Raw genomic sequence first — 18,015 nt, 5'->3', positions numbered from 1 at the left:
TCTGTTAAATATTTATGTATATCTGATACATAACAATGGAATATATCGACTGCTTTCTTCAATATACACCACTTAAATAAAAAAAATACCAAGAGGCAGGATTCTAAAAGAATGTGCTACCACTTGTTATTTCATTTGATTTACTCTATATTTTATCATCTTAGCAATTATCTGACTATATTTTTTTGAAAAACCTTATCCTTCACAAAGAAAAGCTGTTCAAATTAAAAGGGATATACGTCCCTTTTTTGAACAGCTTTTCTTCATTAAATTTATGCTTCAGGTTCACTCATATCTGATACAGATAATGCTTCAACATCTCCGAAGCTATCTACATCAACCACAAATGATCCATTTGTATATTGTTCTGTTAAATGTACATCTCCGACAGTACCTGTGAAAGTATCCTTGTTTGAATACAATGTATACGTCGCAGCTGGATTTTCAATCACATCAGCACCTACGATACGATGCGGTTTACTTTTTAGTTCTTTCAACAGTTTAATACCGCGCTGTGCACGTTTAGCTTCTGTTAGCACTTGATAGCCGATACGTTTAACTGCACCTCTTTGTGTTGCCATTAAAATCGTATTATCAGGATGTACGACTTGTGTCATCACTACGTAGTCATCATCTTTAAGGTTAATCGATTTTACCCCTGCAGCACGTAAACCAGTACTTGATAATTCATCCGAACTATAAGTTAATGACATACCTGTATGTGTAATGACTGAGAGTAATTGCGGTGATTCAATACGCATCACATTAATCACTACATCGTCATCTTTTAATTTCATCGCAATCAGCGGTTTATTGAAACGTGTTGTCTTAAACAGACCTAACTCACTTTTCTTGATCATACCGTTTTTCGTGGACATTAAATAATCCGCTTCTTGTTTGAAATCTGGTTCAGTAAAGACATCAATGACACGTTCATCATTTTCTATCGGCACAAGTTGTGAAATATGCTGACCAAGGTCTTTCCACTTGATATCAGATAGTTTATGCACCGGTAAGTAGAGATAACGGCCTTTATCTGTAAAGACTAAAGCGATATGTTGCGTATTCGTTTCTACGTAACGTAATAAGCTGTCGCCCTCTTTTAATCCGACTTCTTCTACTTTATTCGCATTGAAGCTTCGGATTGAAGTACGTTTGATGTAACCATCTTTAGATAAACTTAAAATTGTTTCCTCACTCGGCACAATCACTTCTTTAGAGATTTTAATTTCAGAAATCTCTGCTTCAATACGAGATAAACGTTCTGATTTAAAACGTTTACGAATCTCTTTCAATTCATCTTTAATCACGTTTAATAAAGCATCGTGGTTATCTAAGATATGACGTAAGCCTTTGATTTGCTCTTCTAATTCTTTATGTTCCGCTTCAAGCGCCACAATATCAGTGTTTGTTAAACGATATAATTGCAATGTCACAATAGCTTCTGCTTGTTCTTCAGTGAAGTCAAACTCTGCGACTAAATTATCTTTCGCATCACGTTTGTTTTTAGATCCGCGGATAATCGCAATGACTTCATCTAACACAGATAAAGCTTTCATTAAGCCTTCAACAATATGCATACGCTTTTCAGCGTGGAACAAGTCATAGCGCGTACGTTTCGTCACAACTTCAATTTGGTGATTCAAGTAACTATCGATAATTTGGCGGATGCCCATTTGTTTAGGGCGTCCTTCACTGATTGCGACCATGTTGAAGTTATAAGAGATTTGTAAATCTGTATTTTTGTATAAGAAGTTCAAAATCGCTTCACTATTAACATCTTTTTTCAATTCAATCGCAATACGTAATCCCGTACGGTCTGTTTCATCACGTACTTCGACAATACCATCCACTTTTTTATCTGCACGCAATTCATCAATCTTTTTGACTAACGCACTTTTATTCACTTCATATGGAATTTCAGACACTACTAATTCTTGTCTGCCGTTACGTAACGTTTCAGTTTCCACCATAGAGCGAACAACAATACGTCCTTTACCTGTTTCATATGCTTTTTTAATACCGTCGACACCTTGAATAATGCCGCCAGTCGGGAAATCCGGCCCTTTTATGTGTTTCATTAACTGATTCACTGTAATATCTGGATTATCAATGAACTTCAAAGTTCCATTAATGACTTCACCTAAGTTGTGCGGCGGAATATCTGTCGCATAACCTGCAGAAATCCCTGTGGAACCGTTCACTAATAAGTTAGGGAAACGCGCAGGCAATACCATCGGTTCTGTTGTAGTATCATCATAGTTCGGCACAAACGAAACTGTTTCTTTATTGATGTCGCGTAATAATTCTTCAGAAAGTTGACTGAGTTTCGCTTCGGTATAACGCATCGCAGCTGGCGGGTCATTATCGATACTCCCGTTATTACCATGCATTTCAATTAACACATGACGCAATTTCCAGTCTTGACTTAAACGCACCATCGCATCATAAACAGAAGAGTCGCCATGAGGGTGGAATTGTCCGATAACATCACCGACTGTTTTGGCACTCTTACGGAAGTTTTTATCAAATGTATTGCCGCTTGAGTACATCGCATATAATATACGACGTTGTACCGGCTTTAAACCGTCTCTGACATCTGGGAGGGCACGTTCTTGGATGATGTATTTACTGTAGCGGCCGAAGCGGTCGCCAATGACATCTTCTAACGAAAGGTCTTGGATGATTTCGCTCAATTTACTTCCTCCTCATCGTATGCTTCTTGATCTAGAATTTCGATTTCATCATTTTCTAGAATACTTTGATCTTCTTGCATACCAAATTGTACATGTCGTTCAATCCAATCACGACGTGGTGCAACTTTATCACCCATCAACGTCGTCACACGTTTTGATGAACGAACTTCATCTTCAACATTAACGCGAATTAACGTACGCGTTTCTGGATTCATTGTAGTTTCCCACAATTGGTCAGGGTTCATCTCACCTAAACCTTTATAACGTTGTAAGCTGAAACCTTTGCCTAATTGTTTTTGAAGATTTTCTAGTTCATCATCTGTCCAGGCATATTCTACTTTCTTCGCTTTACCTTTGCCTTTTTCTAATTTGTAAAGTGGCGGCAAGGCAATAAAGACACGGCCTGCTTGTACAAGCGGCTTCATGTATTTAAAGAAGAACGTTAATAATAAAACTTGAATATGTGCACCATCTGTATCGGCATCGGTCATAATAATGACACGATTATAGTTGCTGTCTTCTAATTTGAATTCAGTTCCTACACCTGCACCGATCGTATGAATAATAGTGTTGATTTCTTCGTTTTTGAAGATATCTTCTAAACGTGCTTTCTCAGTATTAATAACCTTACCACGTAATGGTAAAATAGCTTGATATTTGCGGTCACGACCGAGTTTAGCGGAACCACCTGCAGAGTCACCCTCTACAAGATACAGTTCTTTCTTCTCTGTGTTTTTACTTTGTGCTGGTGTTAACTTACCAGACAATAAAGTATCTTTGCGTTTGTTCTTTTTACCAGAACGTGCATCTTCACGTGCTTTACGTGCAGCTTCTCTGGCTTGTTGTGCTTTCACTGCTTTTTTGACAAGTGATTTAGATAATTGTCCTTTTTCTTCTAAATAGAAAGGTAGTTTCTCTGCGACTACACTATCTACTGCACTTCTTGCTTCCGCCGTACCTAGTTTAGACTTCGTTTGTCCTTCGAATTGTAATAACTCTTCAGGAATACGGACAGAAATAATCGCTGTTAAGCCTTCACGAATATCATTACCATCTAAATTTTTATCTTTAGCTTTTAATTCACCAATGCGACGCGCATAATCATTAAACACACGTGTCATCGCAGTTTTAAATCCGACTTCATGTGTACCGCCGTCTTTAGTACGTACGTTATTGACAAAGCTTAAGATACTTTCAGAATATTGATCATTGTATTGGAAAGCGATATCGACTTCGATACCATTGGCTTCTCCTGAAAACGTCGCAACATCATGTAAAACTTCTTTGCCTTCGTTGACGTAAGACACGAATTCTTTGATGCCGTCTTCATAATGATAAATTTCTTCTCTTTCTTTACCAGAACGTAAGTCTGTTAAAGTGATTTTTAGATTTTTTAAAAGGAAGGCTGATTCTTGTAGGCGTTCGCTTAATGTATCAAAATTGAATGATGTGGCTGATTTAAAGATTTCTGGATCAGGTTTGAACGTTACTTTCGTTCCTTTTTTACGTGTTTTTCCTTTTTTCTCTAAACCAGTGGCAGGTAATCCCCCTTTATTAAAACGCTGTTCATAAATAAAGCCGTCTCTATAAATTTCAACGACTAACCATTCACTCAATGCGTTAACTACGGAAGCCCCTACACCATGTAAGCCGCCTGATGTTTTATAGCCGCCTTGGCCGAACTTACCGCCGGCATGCAAGATTGTGAAGATAACTTCGACTGTCGGTTTACCAGATTTATGAATCCCCGTCGGCATCCCGCGTCCGTTATCTTCTATTGTGATACTATCGTCTTTATTGATAGTCACTTTGATTTCATTACCATAACCGTTCAATACCTCATCTACTGAGTTATCTACGATTTCATATACTAAGTGGTGTAAACCACGTTTATCGGTTGACCCAATATACATTCCTGGTCTTTTACGGACTGCTTCTAATCCTTCAAGTACTTGAATAGAATCGTCCGAATAGTTTTGTCGTTTATTTGTTGCCAATCGATTCTTCGCCTCCTACAAACGTACGTTCGTTTATAAAACATTACAATAAACATTCTTACTTAAATCAAATCAAAATGCAAGTCAGAAATTGATTTGCATACGATAACATTTTACAACCTAACGAAAAAAGATTTCTTTCGATAAAAGATTTTGTTACTATGAAAATCGAACATTGTCGCTTAAACTATATATAACGAGAATGTGTCGTGAAAATAACAGAACAGTCCACTTCAAAGTCTTGGAGTGTGGTAAAATAACGTTATCGTCAATAAAGGAAGTGTCAAGGTCAATGATGATTGTACTCATGCTGCTGCTCGCCTACTTAGTAGGTTCATTCCCAAGCGGTATCATAATCGGAAAATTATTTTTCAAAAAAGATATAAGACAGTATGGAAGCGGTAATACCGGTGCTACTAACAGTTTTCGTGTGTTAGGACGACCAGCCGGATTTGCTGTAACTTTCTTAGATATATTTAAAGGTTTTATTGTAGTTTTCTTTCCACTATGGTTCCCAATCCATACGACAGGACCTATCAGTGAGTTCTTTACACATGGTATGATTGTCGGTGTATTTGCGATAGTCGGACATGTTTTCCCAGTCTTTCTTAAATTCAAAGGCGGAAAAGCTGTCGCAACCAGTGCGGGTGTCGTATTAGGTGTTGCTCCGATTTTACTCTTAATCTTAGCAGCTATCTTCTTTATTACATTAAAACTGACTAAATACGTATCCTTATCAAGTATCGTCGCAGCTATTTGCTGTGTCATCGGATCACTCATTATTCAAGATTATATCTTATTAGGTGTCAGCATCATCGTTGCTGTCTTATTGATTATCAGACACCGTACAAATATTATAAGAATCTTCAAAGGTGAAGAGCCTAAAATTAAATGGATGTAAACCACAAACCGGGACAAAATGTGTTCCGGTTTTTTATAACTATACAAAATTTTGTCAAATCCGTTCTATACTTTTTAAAGAAATTGAGCATTTAAGGTTAATCATGGTGTTATAACGGTTATACTCTTATATATAAATCTTTATATGCAGCATAATATTTGGTAATAATGAGAGGAGTTTTACCATGGAATTGAAATTGACAGATAAAGCAATCAACTGGTTCAAAGATGAGTTTGAATTACCTCAAGAAGGAAAAGCCATTCACATCTTTGTGCGTTATGGCGGAGAACCTCAAATCAAACAAGGTTTCAGCCCTGCATTCAATATTGATAACCGCAATGATCAACCCATTGAAATTGGATTTGAACAAGACTATGACGGTGTAGACATCATTATTGCCGAAAAAGACTTATGGTACTTTGAAGATGTATCAATAACTATCGATGTTGATGACAAAGATGAAATTACTTTCAAATTTTAATAGCATCTCTAAACACATATAAAACTGGGGCATTCATATGTCCCAGTTTTTTGCGTTCATTTAATTATTGAATCCCATCAGTCACTTCAAATTGTTCGCCAGCTTTGTTTCGTTTTTCTACTTCTTGATAGACTTCGTGCCAGTCTGGGAAATAACGATCTAAACGAATCGGTGTATGCGTATCTTCTGTCATACATATCAGCTCAGTTGAACCTGTTGTCGCAATTTCTCCTTTTTCGTTATAAATTTCATAACGATATAAAGAGCGTAAACGTGAATAGCGTTCTACCCATGTTTTTATTCTTACTTTTTCAGGATAAGTCACAGGTTTAATAAACTTCACATCTAAGTGCGTGACTGGAGAAATGATGCCACGCGCTTCCATATCGGCATAATTAAAGCCAAGCTTGCTTATATAGTCTGTACGAGCAACTTCAAACCATGTCGCATAGTTCCCATGATAAATAAATCCCATTTTATCAGTTTCTTGGTATCTTGCTTCTATTTCAGTAATACTGTATATCATTTTTACGCCACACTTTCTATTCTCATTCCATGTTTTATCATAGCACAAAATGAAGAGGCTAAGACAGTTTCACACCATCTTAGCCTCACATCAAGTTCTATCAAAATAAGGTTGAAGCCTTACGCATTTGCTAATTTATTACGTAATACAAGTTGTAAGATACCGCCATGACGGTAGTAGTCTAATTCAACTTGTGAATCGAAACGAGCGATTACATCGAATTCGATTGTTTCGCCATTTTCTTTTTTAGCAGTTACTTTAACTTTGTCATGTGGTTTTACAGATTCATCGATGTCTACTGAAATTTCTTCAGTACCATCTAATCCAAGGCTGTCAGCTGAGTCGCCGTCTTGGAATTGAAGCGGTAATACACCCATCATTACTAAGTTAGAACGGTGGATACGTTCGTAGCTTTGTGCAATAACTGTCTTAACGCCTAGTAAGTTTGTACCTTTAGCAGCCCAGTCACGAGAAGATCCCATACCGTAGTCGTTACCTGCTAAGACAACTAATCCAGTACCGTCTTCTTTGTATTTCATTGCCGCGTCATAGATTGGCATTACTTCGCCTGTAGGCCAGTAAGTTGTGAAGCCGCCTTCTGTACCTGGCGCTAATTGGTTTTTAATACGGATGTTTGCGAAAGTACCTCTTACCATTACTTCGTGGTTACCACGACGAGAACCGTATGAGTTGAACTCTCTGATTGGTACGTCATTTTCTTGCAAGTATTGACCTGCTGGCGTATCTTTACCAATTGCACCCGCTGGTGAAATGTGGTCAGTTGTTACTGAGTCACCGAATTTACCCATCACGCGTAGATCTTTAAGCGGTTCGATTTTTCCTGGTTCTTTTGATAAACCTTGGAAGAATGTAGGGTTTTGGATATAAGTTGAGTTAGGATCAAAGTCGTATAATGGTTGATCCGTAGTTTCAATTTCATTCCACATTTCGTTATTTGTGTATACATCTGAGTATTCTTCACGGAATAAGTCAGGTGTAACAGTGCTTTCAACAGTATCAGCAACTTCTTTGATTGATGGCCAGATATCATCTAAGTATACATCGTTGCCATCTTTGTCTTGACCGATTGGGTCATTTTGTAAGTCGATATCTACAGTACCTGCTAAAGCATATGCCACAACTAATGGTGGTGAAGCTAAGTAGTTACCTTTTACTAATGGGTGGATACGACCTTCGAAGTTACGGTTACCAGATAATACAGAAGTTACAAGTAAGTCTTCACCTGAAATTGCTTTTTCAATTTCTGGTAATAATGGACCTGAGTTACCGATACATGTCGTACAACCATAACCTACTAAGTTAAAGCCTAATGCATCTAAGTACTCTTGTAAGCCTGAATCATCTAAATAGCCAGTTACAACTTTAGAACCTGGTGCAAGTGATGTTTTCACGTACTCAGGTACTTTCATGCCTTTTTCAACTGCTTTTTTCGCAACTAAACCAGCACCTAACATTACATATGGGTTAGATGTGTTTGTACATGAAGTGATTGCCGCAATAGCGATATCACCTGTTGTCATTTTAGCAGTGTGGCCATCTGCGAATTCGATTGTTGCTTCTTTATCGAATTCAGATTCGTCGAATCCGAAACCTTGGTTGCCTGCTGGTGCAGTCACTGCTTTTTCGAATTCTTGTTTCATGTCGCCTAATTTAATTAAGTCTTGTGGACGTTTAGGACCTGATAAAGAAGGTTCTACAGTAGATAAGTCTAATTCAAGAACATCTGTGTAAGAAGGATCTTCTTTTTCCACATCGAAGAACATATGGTTTTGTTTCAAGTATTCTTCAACTAATTCAATTTGTTCTTCAGTACGGCCTGTTAAACGTAAATATTTTAATGATTCTTCATCAACTGGGAAGAAACCACATGTTGCACCGTATTCAGGTGCCATGTTAGCGATTGTAGCACGGTCAGCTAATGGTAAGTGTTGAACACCAGGACCATAGAATTCTACGAATTTACCAACTACGCCTTTTTTACGTAACTCTTCAGTTACACGTAAAGCTAAGTCAGTTGCTGTTGCACCTTGTGGTAATTGGTTTTCTAAACGAACACCGATTACGTCTGGAATTGGGAAGTATGAAGGTTGACCTAACATACCTGCTTCAGCTTCAATACCGCCGACACCCCAACCTAATACGCCAAGACCGTTGATCATTGTCGTATGAGAGTCAGTACCGACTAATGTATCTGGGAATGCTACTGTTTCACCATCTACGTCTCTTGCATGTACAACGTTAGCTAAGTACTCTAAGTTAACTTGGTGTACGATACCTGTTGCTGGTGGTACAGCATTGTAGTTATCGAATGCTTTTGTTGCCCAGTTTAAGAATTGGTAACGTTCGAAGTTACGGTGGAATTCTAATTTCATGTTTTGACGTAATGCATCTGGATTCGCATAGCTGTCTACTTGTACTGAGTGGTCAATAACTAAGTCTACAGGTACTTCCGGGTTAATTTTATTAATATCGCCGCCTACATCATCCATTGCTTTACGTAATGAAGCTAAGTCAACAACTGCTGGTACACCTGTGAAGTCTTGTAAGATAACACGAGATGGTTTAAATGGTACTTCACCTTCAGCGCCATCACCGAATTTCGCTAATTCTTTAATATGGTCATCAGTAATTACGAAGCCATCCTCTTGGCGTAATACCGATTCCAATAGTACTCGAATTGAATATGGCAATTTGTTGATTTTAGTTAAACCTTGTTCTTCTAATGACTGCAAATCGTAAAAAGTATACGTATTGTCGTTTAAAGTAAACGTTTTCTTTGCTTGCTCTTTTAAGTTAGAAGACATCTAAATCCCCCCTGATTAATATTATGCCTTTACTTAGATTGTATATTGATATGATAGCGAATACAACTGATATTCATTAAAAACCAAATGTTCATTGTTTTTGTTTTATAATCAGTATGTATAAGTATATCTTATCATATCCGCTTCATGTAATAAGTATCTATTATGTATTGAGAATAATTTTCATTTATTTAGCCTAAATAAAATTAAAAATGCGCTGCCTTTCAATTTAATAATTGAAAGACAACGCATCTATAATTCAATTAAGAATCAAGATTTTGTGATTGTTGACGTACTTTACGTTTTTCTAGAATATCTTCTTCATAATCTTGTTGTGAATATTTCACATATTCTTCTAAACGATGCTTATTAGGCGTCAATGTTAAGCCTAAGAACTTACGTTCACGGTTCGCATCTTTGTAGAAGGCAATCATCATTAATATGATCACAATGGAGAATGGCAAGGCACTGATAATCGCTGCACTTTGCAGTGAGTTTAAGCCTGTATCTCCACCTGAGAATAACAAGATGAACGCGATTAATGATTGCGCAACACCCCAAGTTACTTTAATGTATGATGCCGGTTCTAATGAACCATAAGAAGTCTGCATACCTAATACGAATGTAGCTGAGTCTGCAGAAGTAACGAAGAATGATGCAATCAATAGTAACGCAACAATTGATAATATAATGCCTAAAGGCAAGTGATTAAATACTGCGAATAATTGTGTCTCAGGTGACATTTCAAAGATTTCTTTGTGTTTTTTACCAGTTTCAATACCTAGTACACCAAACACACTGAACCAAATGAAGCTGACTAATGCTGGTACTAATAGCACGCCTGAAACGAATTCGCGAATTGAACGTCCTTTAGATACACGCGCAATGAACACACCTACGAATGGACTCCAGCTTAACCACCAGCCCCAATAGTATAGTGTCCAACCTGACATCCATTCACGTTTTTGTGGGTTTAATGCTGCTGTATCAAAGCTGTTGGCTAAGAATGTGTTCAACAAGCTACCTGTTGAGCTTGTCAACATGTCTAAGATTAGAACAGTTGGACCAATAATTAATGCAACAATCATTAAAATTGTACCTAAACCGATGTTTAAGTTACTTAAGTATTGGATCCCTTTACTGATACCAGACCATGCTGATGCGATGAACATGATAGTCACAACAACGATAATAATACCTTGTACCCAAACATTGTTTGGAAGGCCGAATAAGTAATGTAAACCACCATTGATTTGTAGTGCACCCATACCTAATGATACTGCTACACCAACAACAGTCGCGAAGACTGCTAATACGTCAATGATAGTACCCACAGGTCCATCTACTTTATCTCCTAAAATAGGACGTAAAGTCTTAGATAATAAACCTGGTTCTCCTTTTCTGAACTGTGCATAAGCAAGTGCTAATGCTACTACACCATAAGTTGCCCATGCATGGAAGCCCCAGTGGAAGAACGTAGAACGTAACGCTTCAGTATAGGCTTGAGCTGTTTCAGGTTTCGCATTTGGCGGCGCCGCAAAATGTCCCATTGGTTCTGCTGCACCATAGAATACTAAACCGATACCCATACCGGCACTGAATAACATCGCAAACCATGAAATCGTATTGAATTCAGGTTTGTCATTAGGCTTACCTAGTTTCAGTTTTCCAATTGGACTGAAGATAAGGAAAACACAGAAGAATACTAGGATTGTAGTTAAGATTAAGTAATACCAACCCAATTTATCGGTAATCCATAGTTTGATTGTATTCGTTACATGATCAAACTGTGATGGGAAGATTGCACCAGCGAGTACTACAATAAGTACAATAATTGAAGCGTAAATAAAGACTGGTGAGAGCTTCTTACCTCTTTGAGAAGAATCCATAATCAATTACTCCCTTTCTGATTTATTTTGTTGTCAATGATATGCTTTTGATATTTTATAACAAAATATCATTTTAGTGAAAAACCAAGTATAATCATAACAAAATCAAGTTGTATAGGCAAATTTAGGAAAATTGATTATACAATCGTATAAAAATCAATTTTATTAAAAATACATTGAGCAATAAACAACTTGATTTCTTACATTGAAATTATACATTACTTTAACATACCCTCTTACCAGATAAAAAACTAAGAATTTTTAACTTTTTTTAAGCAAACGCTTACTATTAGTAAAAAATCCAACATCTAAAAAAATGTATTTTATTACTTAAAACATTAATGTATAATTAACTTTAGTAAATTTAGGAGGACATACTCGTGTTTAAAGAATTTAAAGAGTTTGCGTTTAAAGGAAATGTATTAGATTTAGCTGTCGCAGTAGTAATGGGAGCTGCATTCAATAAGATTGTTACATCACTTGTCACTTATATTATTATGCCGTTAATCGGTTTGATTTTCGGAACAGTAGATTTTGCGAAAAACTGGTCAATGTTCGGTATTAAATATGGTTTATTTATTCAATCGATTATTGATTTCTTAATCGTCGCTTTTGCATTATTCTTATTCGTTAAAGTAGCTAATACAATGATGAAGAAAGAAGAAGTTGAAGAAGAACCAGAAGAAAATACAATCTTATTAACTGAAATCAGAGACTTACTTCAAAAACAGAACAACCCATCTGATCAATAAGATTTAGCACAAAATAAAAAGCAATGCCGCAATTTTAATAACTGTGGCATTGCTTTTTTTATTGAAATCTAAATTCTGCATGGCTTTGATAACCATTTGAATGAATCTGTAAAATACTTGGAATGCGTTGTTTTAACTCGCTGACATGAGAAATAATCCCCACCATTCGACCTGATGTTTTAATATTAATCAATGTATCCAATGCTGTTTCTAACGTTTCTTGGTCTAGCGTTCCAAATCCTTCATCGATAAAGATAGCTTCTAACGTAATACCGCCAGATTCTTGTTGTACCACTTCACTTAAGCCTAACGCTAAGGCTAATGCAGCTTGGAAAGATTCTCCGCCTGACAATGTACTAATCGGTCGTGATTTATTAGAATACCAGTCAAAGACTTCTATATCTAATCCACTGTAACCTACTGACACCGCTTCACTTCTCACCAATTTATACCTTTGATTTGTCATCTGGAAGAAACGTTTATTCGCATTATCAATAATCAAATTCAAGTAATATCTCAACACAAAGTTTTCTAGTGTTAATTTTTGAATATTTTTTCCAGATAAAATTTCTGAAAGTCTGAAAATCTCTTCTTGATCAGCTAATTCTTGCTGTAACGTTGTTATATTCTCTTTTAACGCCTTAAATTCTTTTTGATTAGATTGGATTTTGAATTCATGTTCATTTACTTGTCGCGTTTGCACATTTAACTTCTCTTTCGCCTCTTGAAGTTGCGCTTCCAAACTTTCTAAATCTGGTTCAGGTTGTCCTTGTATCAATTGTTTTAAATTCTCAATTTGGCTGGCTAGTTTAACTTGAGCGTCACGGAAATCTTTAATTTCTTGTTCAATAGATGCTTTCTCACTCATTTTATCCAGAACATTTTTTACTTCATCTGGTGATTGAATACCTAGCGTTTCCATTTCTTTATTAGACTGTGTTTCTTGATTTTTGATTTGTTCTGAGAGTTCTGATAGACGCTCATTAACACTTTGAAGCGAGTTTTGTTTTAATGCAAAGTCTTGTTCAAGCTCTCTTATTTTTTCAGTTAACTTTGTCTGTTGTTTTTCAAATTGATGAACTTCTTTTTCTTTAGTTTCATAATCATTTTTAAACGCCACTACATCTTTATATTCAGTATTTGATTCAAACGCTTTAATCAGTTTTTGCTGGTTCGTCAATTCAGCTTGTTGATTGGTCACTTTTAACTGTAATGACTGAATTGCTTCTTTAGTTTGTTGTTTTTGCTTTATTTTCTCTTCAAGTTCAGCATTAGCTTTTTGTTGTTGTTGTTTTTGGGTTTCTGTATCTTTATATTGCTCCCTTAATGTTTCTATATCCACTTTGGTATTTTCAGTGCCATGTGTTTCTTCAAACGTATTGACTGCTTGTTGCTCGAATTTTATTTCTGTATTGAATTCGGCTGCTTTAGCTTTTAATTCATCTCTTTGTTTTTGTAAGTTTTCCAGCTCATGTCGATAAGCTCTTAATTGTTCGTAATCTACATGATCTGACAGTGATGTAATTTCATGACCACAAATTGGACATTGATCACCAGGTTCTAACATAGATTGTAATTTTCGAATCATTGTTTCTTGATTGTCTAATTCTAACTGATGTGTATTGAATGCTTTGATTTTTTCTTCTAGTTCATTTAAGGCCGTTTGATTTTCTTCTTGCTTTGTTTTTAGCCGTTCAATATTTTGTATTTGCTTTTGATATGTCGTAAAGGCAGTTTGATATTGTTCAGCTGCTTTAATTTCATTGTCAATTTCGAACAGTTTCTGGGTTAGTTGATTTACTTTTTCGTAATCCGGTTGAACTGTTTCATGACTTGAATCAAGTTGTTTTAAATGTGCTTGATGTTCATTTAATGCATCTTCTAGTTGTTTCACTTCAACTGTCAGCTCATCGATTAATTTATAAGCACTTTGATATTGAGATGCATTTTTATAAAAATATTGAGTTTCACTTATAAAATGTTGTGCTTGTTCGATTTGCGATTGATTTTCTTGTAATTGTTTTAACTGTTGTTTACTTTCTTCTAATTGCGTTGCAGTTTGTTTTAACTGTTTAGTTAAATTTTCAGATCTTTCTTGCGTTTGTGTGTAATCTTCACGCGATTGTTCAAGTGTCGTCAAAATTTGATGTAAAGGACGCACTTCACTCATTTGTTTTAAAAGTGTTTCTAACGATTCAATATGTTGTACTTCATTTGTTAAGTTTTGATACTTTTCTTGTTCTTGTTGTAATGCTTTGATGTTTTGATTCAGTTCAAGTGCTTTACGATACGTAGCATCTGCTTTTTCAAATTCATTTTGTTCTTTTTCTTTTTGTTTTGTCAGTTGTTTTAATAATGTTTCAGCTGTTGTTTCAAATTCTGGGATGTATAACATCAATTTATCTGTTTGAATACTTGGTGTTGTTTTCAAATTATCTAAATGTTCATCTTCAAAAGTATCTACATTTTGCCAATGTTGCGCAATTGTTTGATAACGTAATTCAATTTGATGTTTTTCATCTTTAATCTCTTCTTCTAGTTGCTTTTTTAGGTGGTCAAAACGTACTGTGTTGAATAATGTACGTAAAATTGTTTGTTTCTCAGAACTTTTAGAGAATAAAAACTTTTTAAATTCACCTTGCGGCAAAATAAATAATTGTCTGAACTGACTGGCATTAAAGCCTAATAATCTGATCAGATACTCTTTTCCTTGTCTGATTCGACTTTCTATAAGTTCATAGCCGTCATTTTTCCACTCGTAAATTAGTGCTTCGCCTTTTGTCTCGTTTTTATTTCCTTCTTTCACAAAGGGTGCTTGTCGGACGACTTTAAATAAACGATTTTTCAATCGAAATTCAAATGTGACAACCATTGGTGATTTACCATCTGCGAAATGGCTTCTAAGCTCTTTGCCTTTTCTGCTTTCTAAAGAAGCTTCATCAAATAAAGCATAGACTATCGCATCAAATAACATAGACTTTCCTGAACCTGTTTTACCGCTGATTAAAAACAGTTCGTTATCCTCTAGTTTAGAAAAATCTATTGTTTCGTCTAAGAAAGGCCCGAAGTTTTCTAAATGTAATGTCAATGGTCTCATGCTTCTTCACCTCGATTCATGCGATTTAACAGGTCATTAATTTTTTGTTCTTGTACTTTGCTTAATGATTTTTGTGTCATGCTTTCATAGAAATCTTCAATAATTTCTTTATCTGTCATTTGTTTAATCGCATTTTGCGTTTCATGTACTTCAAACGTTTGACTCTGATTAGATAGTGCTAATACGTTAGGATAGATTTGTTTTAAATTCATCATCGGATCATTAACATGTGAAAGTTGAGTTAAATTGAAATGGATGTAGTTTTCTTTATTTTTAACTTGTGCATTTTCTTGAATTGCTTCTTCATAAGTGGTATCAACGACTTCTAATTCTCTCAATGGTTTGAGTGGAATGAAAATAGATTCAATGTATCCTTCTTCATCTACAGTTAATTTACGATAACCTTTTGCTTGTTTCGTTTCTGAAAATGAGTACTGTAAGAGTGAGCCACTGTAATGAACAAAATCTGATTGAATACTGAATGGATGATGTAAATGGCCTAAGAGTACGCTATCAAATTGCTTCATAACATTTTCCGGTATTTCTTCAACTGTTCCAATAGATAACTCACGTTCTGAATCTGACTTTATGCCGCCTGAAACAGTCAGATGACCGACTAATATATTAGTTTGATTAGAGTCTAATTGTGCTGTCATATGTTTTAAACAACATTGAATTGCTTGATCGTAGGACTTCAATTTTTCTTCTGGATAGAAATGCTGAATTTCTCCTAAAGTTGCGTATGGCAACATATAAAAATTCACACCATTAATCGTAATCGGTTCTGCAATGCGGTCTAAATTGGTGCGAATATATAAATGCGTATGCTCAAACCAGCTAGCTCCATAATTCAATCGTGTTCTGCCATCATGGTTACCGCTAATAATGATAAGTGGGATATTTAATGTTAAGTTTAAAGTTCTTGTTGTTTCTTCTAATAATTTAACTGTTTCTTTATTTGGATAGCTCGTGTCATACAAGTCACCTGCAATGACAATGACGTCTGGTTGTTCTTCTTTCATCGCATCAATAAATTGGTTTAAAATGTAACGTTGGTCCTCTAAAAAAGATTGCCCATTTAAAATTTTACCTAGATGCCAATCGGCAGTATGTATGATTTTCATCTAATCACCTCTTTTATTGATTATAATACAAAACGTCCATCCCTTTATAGAGAATAGACGTTCATCATTGACTACTTATATAGCTTTTGAAATTTTGCAAAGGTATACACCATCCCAGCAATAATCGCTGAAATAATACCTATAACATGTTTGAGTTTCACTCCGAGTCACCTCTCTTTATGCTTATTTCTTACCCAAAATAAAAATAAACGATGCTTTACCAATCATTGCAAAACATCGTTTAAATTATATTTATTGTTTTATTTACTATTATCCATCAATCAGCTATTTGTTTTCTTAATTTTTTATATTTCATCAACATCGCAATTCGCCATGGTAAAATCATTGAAAATGCCAATAAGAAAAACATACCGCCGAGTTGACCTGGATCAATTTGACTGCTGATGACAAGTTTCATAACAGTACGAATCACTAGCAAGGAAATCAAAATGATTGGAAAGGCTTTCGAACGTTTCATATAAATCTCTTTGCCTTTTATCTCGAAACGAGATGTCCAAATCAATACAATTGAGAACATCAACCCAACTGCCATTGCTTCAAGTGCTTCAAGTCCTGTAATTCTAAAATAAGGAATAACATACATCAGTGCACCTGTAGACATAAAAATCGGCGGCAATATGAGTTTCTTCTCATTGACTGGATATTGTTGTGCTTTCATTCGTAATATAATAACGCCGATACTCATTAAAAATGCGACACCGACTGAGAATATAAGATATAACACCGTGACACCTTCTTTTCTACATTAAGTCTATCCTGAGAAATCATTTCATAGTATATCATTTTGTGTCTATATTTCCATATCAAAACGATTGAAAATGTATAAATACAAATAAAAAGAAAGCTATATGCCGCTGCACACAACTTTCTTTTTATAGATACTGATTATTTCATTTTTTGATCCATGTTTTTGTTCATCATCGTCATCATTTGATTGATTTTCTTTTGAGATGGTTTTTGGCCCATTTGCATCATCATCATACGTAACATCTCTTCGTTGATAGGAGGATTCTTTTTAAGATAATCCATCATATATTTTCTTGCTAGGAAGAATCCACCAACTAAACCGATGATAAGTGCAGCAATGATTAATAAAATTGCTATCCAAGTTGCCATTGTCTCACCCACTTTCTTTATCCTTTAGCATTTTACTAAAATAATTTCATCTTTTCAAGTTGAATCGATACTAAAATATAAGAATAAGAGCTATTCCTAGCTCATTGAAACGCTAACCGCTATTTTGGGTGTTTCAATTGTAGAATAGCTCTTATCTTTATCTTAATCCAAAACTTATAGGTTATTCAAAAGTTTTAAAACATTTTCTTTAGTGAAGTCATATTTTTCAACAACTAATCCGCCTGGTGCACTTGCGCCGAAACGATCGATACCTAGTACTTCGCCTTCTAAGCCGACATATTTATGCCAACCTAATGAAGAAGCCATTTCAATCGCTAAACGTTTTTTAACTGTTGGTGGGATAACTTCATCTTGGTAAGATTTTGGTTGTTGTTCAAATGCATGCCAGTTCGGCATAGAAACAACACGTACTGAGTTACCGTTATCCGCAAAAGTTTTTGCTGCTTCTACGGCTAAGCTTACTTCTGAACCAGAAGCTAATACAAGATATTCTGGATTTTCTTCAGATTCATATACTACATAAGCACCTTTACGTACACCTTCTTCTACTGTTTCTTTAGAAACATCTA

General features: G+C 35.5%; 13 protein-coding genes. 3 read left to right on the top strand and 10 right to left on the bottom strand.

Annotated elements, in window-relative coordinates:
• Nucleotides 1-272: 272 nt before the first annotated feature.
• A complete protein-coding gene (gene parC / locus HMPREF2846_RS12095; RefSeq protein ID WP_070626722.1) occupies nucleotides 273-2,696 on the bottom strand; it encodes a DNA topoisomerase IV subunit A in 2,424 nt (807 codons plus the stop codon).
• On the bottom strand, nucleotides 2,693-4,693 hold the full coding sequence (gene parE, locus HMPREF2846_RS12090) for a DNA topoisomerase IV subunit B (protein WP_070626721.1): 2,001 nt from the start codon (nucleotides 4,691-4,693) through the stop codon (nucleotides 2,693-2,695). Before parE ends, parC begins: the two co-directional genes overlap by 4 nt.
• 292 nt (nucleotides 4,694-4,985) lie before the next feature.
• On the opposite strand from parE, the gene plsY reads away from it, so the two are divergent.
• Together plsY and HMPREF2846_RS12080 are read left to right on the top strand one after the other, a co-directional pair.
• On the top strand, nucleotides 4,986-5,594 hold the full coding sequence (gene plsY, locus HMPREF2846_RS12085) for a glycerol-3-phosphate 1-O-acyltransferase PlsY (RefSeq protein ID WP_023015251.1): 609 nt from the start codon (nucleotides 4,986-4,988) through the stop codon (nucleotides 5,592-5,594).
• Between the two features lie 184 nt (nucleotides 5,595-5,778).
• Nucleotides 5,779-6,075 (top strand): HesB/YadR/YfhF family protein, encoded by a 297-nt coding sequence (locus HMPREF2846_RS12080; RefSeq protein ID WP_002480863.1) that lies wholly within the window; start codon nucleotides 5,779-5,781, stop codon nucleotides 6,073-6,075.
• 64 nt (nucleotides 6,076-6,139) lie between these two features.
• On the opposite strand, the gene menI is transcribed toward HMPREF2846_RS12080, so the two are convergent.
• From menI to HMPREF2846_RS12065, 3 genes are all read right to left on the bottom strand, one after another.
• Nucleotides 6,140-6,601 carry a 1,4-dihydroxy-2-naphthoyl-CoA hydrolase MenI gene (gene menI, locus HMPREF2846_RS12075; RefSeq protein ID WP_002480862.1) on the bottom strand — a complete coding sequence of 154 codons (462 nt, stop codon included), beginning with the start codon at nucleotides 6,599-6,601 and terminating at the stop codon, nucleotides 6,140-6,142.
• Between the two features lie 119 nt (nucleotides 6,602-6,720).
• Nucleotides 6,721-9,426, bottom strand: a complete 2,706-nt coding sequence (gene acnA, locus HMPREF2846_RS12070; RefSeq protein ID WP_002480861.1) for an aconitate hydratase AcnA — start codon at nucleotides 9,424-9,426, stop codon at nucleotides 6,721-6,723.
• Between the two features lie 263 nt (nucleotides 9,427-9,689).
• Nucleotides 9,690-11,315 (bottom strand): BCCT family transporter, encoded by a 1,626-nt coding sequence (locus HMPREF2846_RS12065; protein WP_002480860.1) that lies wholly within the window; start codon nucleotides 11,313-11,315, stop codon nucleotides 9,690-9,692.
• Between the two features lie 380 nt (nucleotides 11,316-11,695).
• On the opposite strand from HMPREF2846_RS12065, the gene mscL reads away from it, so the two are divergent.
• The gene (mscL, locus tag HMPREF2846_RS12060) at nucleotides 11,696-12,067 is read left to right on the top strand and encodes a large conductance mechanosensitive channel protein MscL (RefSeq protein WP_002480859.1); all 372 of its coding nucleotides are present in this window, start codon (nucleotides 11,696-11,698) and stop codon (nucleotides 12,065-12,067) included.
• Between the two features lie 58 nt (nucleotides 12,068-12,125).
• Here mscL and sbcC read toward each other — a convergent pair whose 3' ends face one another.
• The 5 genes from sbcC to HMPREF2846_RS12035 form a co-directional block, all read right to left on the bottom strand.
• Complete coding sequence (gene sbcC, locus HMPREF2846_RS12055) at nucleotides 12,126-15,164, bottom strand: exonuclease subunit SbcC (protein ID WP_070626720.1); 3,039 nt, start codon at nucleotides 15,162-15,164, stop codon at nucleotides 12,126-12,128.
• Complete coding sequence (gene sbcD, locus HMPREF2846_RS12050; RefSeq protein WP_070626719.1) at nucleotides 15,161-16,288, bottom strand: exonuclease subunit SbcD; 1,128 nt, start codon at nucleotides 16,286-16,288, stop codon at nucleotides 15,161-15,163. The genes sbcC and sbcD overlap by 4 nt, the downstream gene beginning before the upstream one ends.
• Nucleotides 16,289-16,565: 277 nt before the next feature.
• Entirely contained in the window at nucleotides 16,566-17,033 is a 468-nt protein-coding gene (locus HMPREF2846_RS12045; RefSeq protein ID WP_002480856.1) for a CcdC family protein, read from the bottom strand.
• 161 nt (nucleotides 17,034-17,194) lie between these two features.
• On the bottom strand, nucleotides 17,195-17,425 hold the full coding sequence (locus tag HMPREF2846_RS12040) for a YneF family protein (protein WP_023015255.1): 231 nt from the start codon (nucleotides 17,423-17,425) through the stop codon (nucleotides 17,195-17,197).
• 174 nt (nucleotides 17,426-17,599) lie between these two features.
• Nucleotides 17,600-18,015 (bottom strand): transketolase-like TK C-terminal-containing protein (locus HMPREF2846_RS12035; protein ID WP_305366922.1); only part of this gene is annotated, 416 nt, incomplete at its 5' end.

Source organism: Staphylococcus sp. HMSC056G08 (genome assembly GCF_001812305.1).
Taxonomy (GTDB): Bacteria; Bacillota; Bacilli; order Staphylococcales; family Staphylococcaceae; genus Staphylococcus; species Staphylococcus simulans.
The sequence above is the reverse complement of the archived record's forward strand: the minus strand, read 5'-3'. Positions and strand labels throughout refer to the sequence as shown.

Coding starts and splice junctions, on each gene's coding strand:
- acnA (WP_002480861.1), bottom strand. CDS start 9,426: ATGTCTTCTAACTTAAAAGAGCAAGCAAAGAAAACGTTTACTTTAAAC.
- menI (WP_002480862.1), bottom strand. CDS start 6,601: ATGATATACAGTATTACTGAAATAGAAGCAAGATACCAAGAAACTGAT.
- HMPREF2846_RS12040 (WP_023015255.1), bottom strand. CDS start 17,425: ATGGCAACTTGGATAGCAATTTTATTAATCATTGCTGCACTTATCATC.
- sbcD (WP_070626719.1), bottom strand. CDS start 16,288: ATGAAAATCATACATACTGCCGATTGGCATCTAGGTAAAATTTTAAAT.
- HMPREF2846_RS12065 (WP_002480860.1), bottom strand. CDS start 11,315: ATGGATTCTTCTCAAAGAGGTAAGAAGCTCTCACCAGTCTTTATTTAC.
- HMPREF2846_RS12080 (WP_002480863.1), top strand. CDS start 5,779: ATGGAATTGAAATTGACAGATAAAGCAATCAACTGGTTCAAAGATGAG.
- plsY (WP_023015251.1), top strand. CDS start 4,986: ATGATGATTGTACTCATGCTGCTGCTCGCCTACTTAGTAGGTTCATTC.
- sbcC (WP_070626720.1), bottom strand. CDS start 15,164: ATGAGACCATTGACATTACATTTAGAAAACTTCGGGCCTTTCTTAGAC.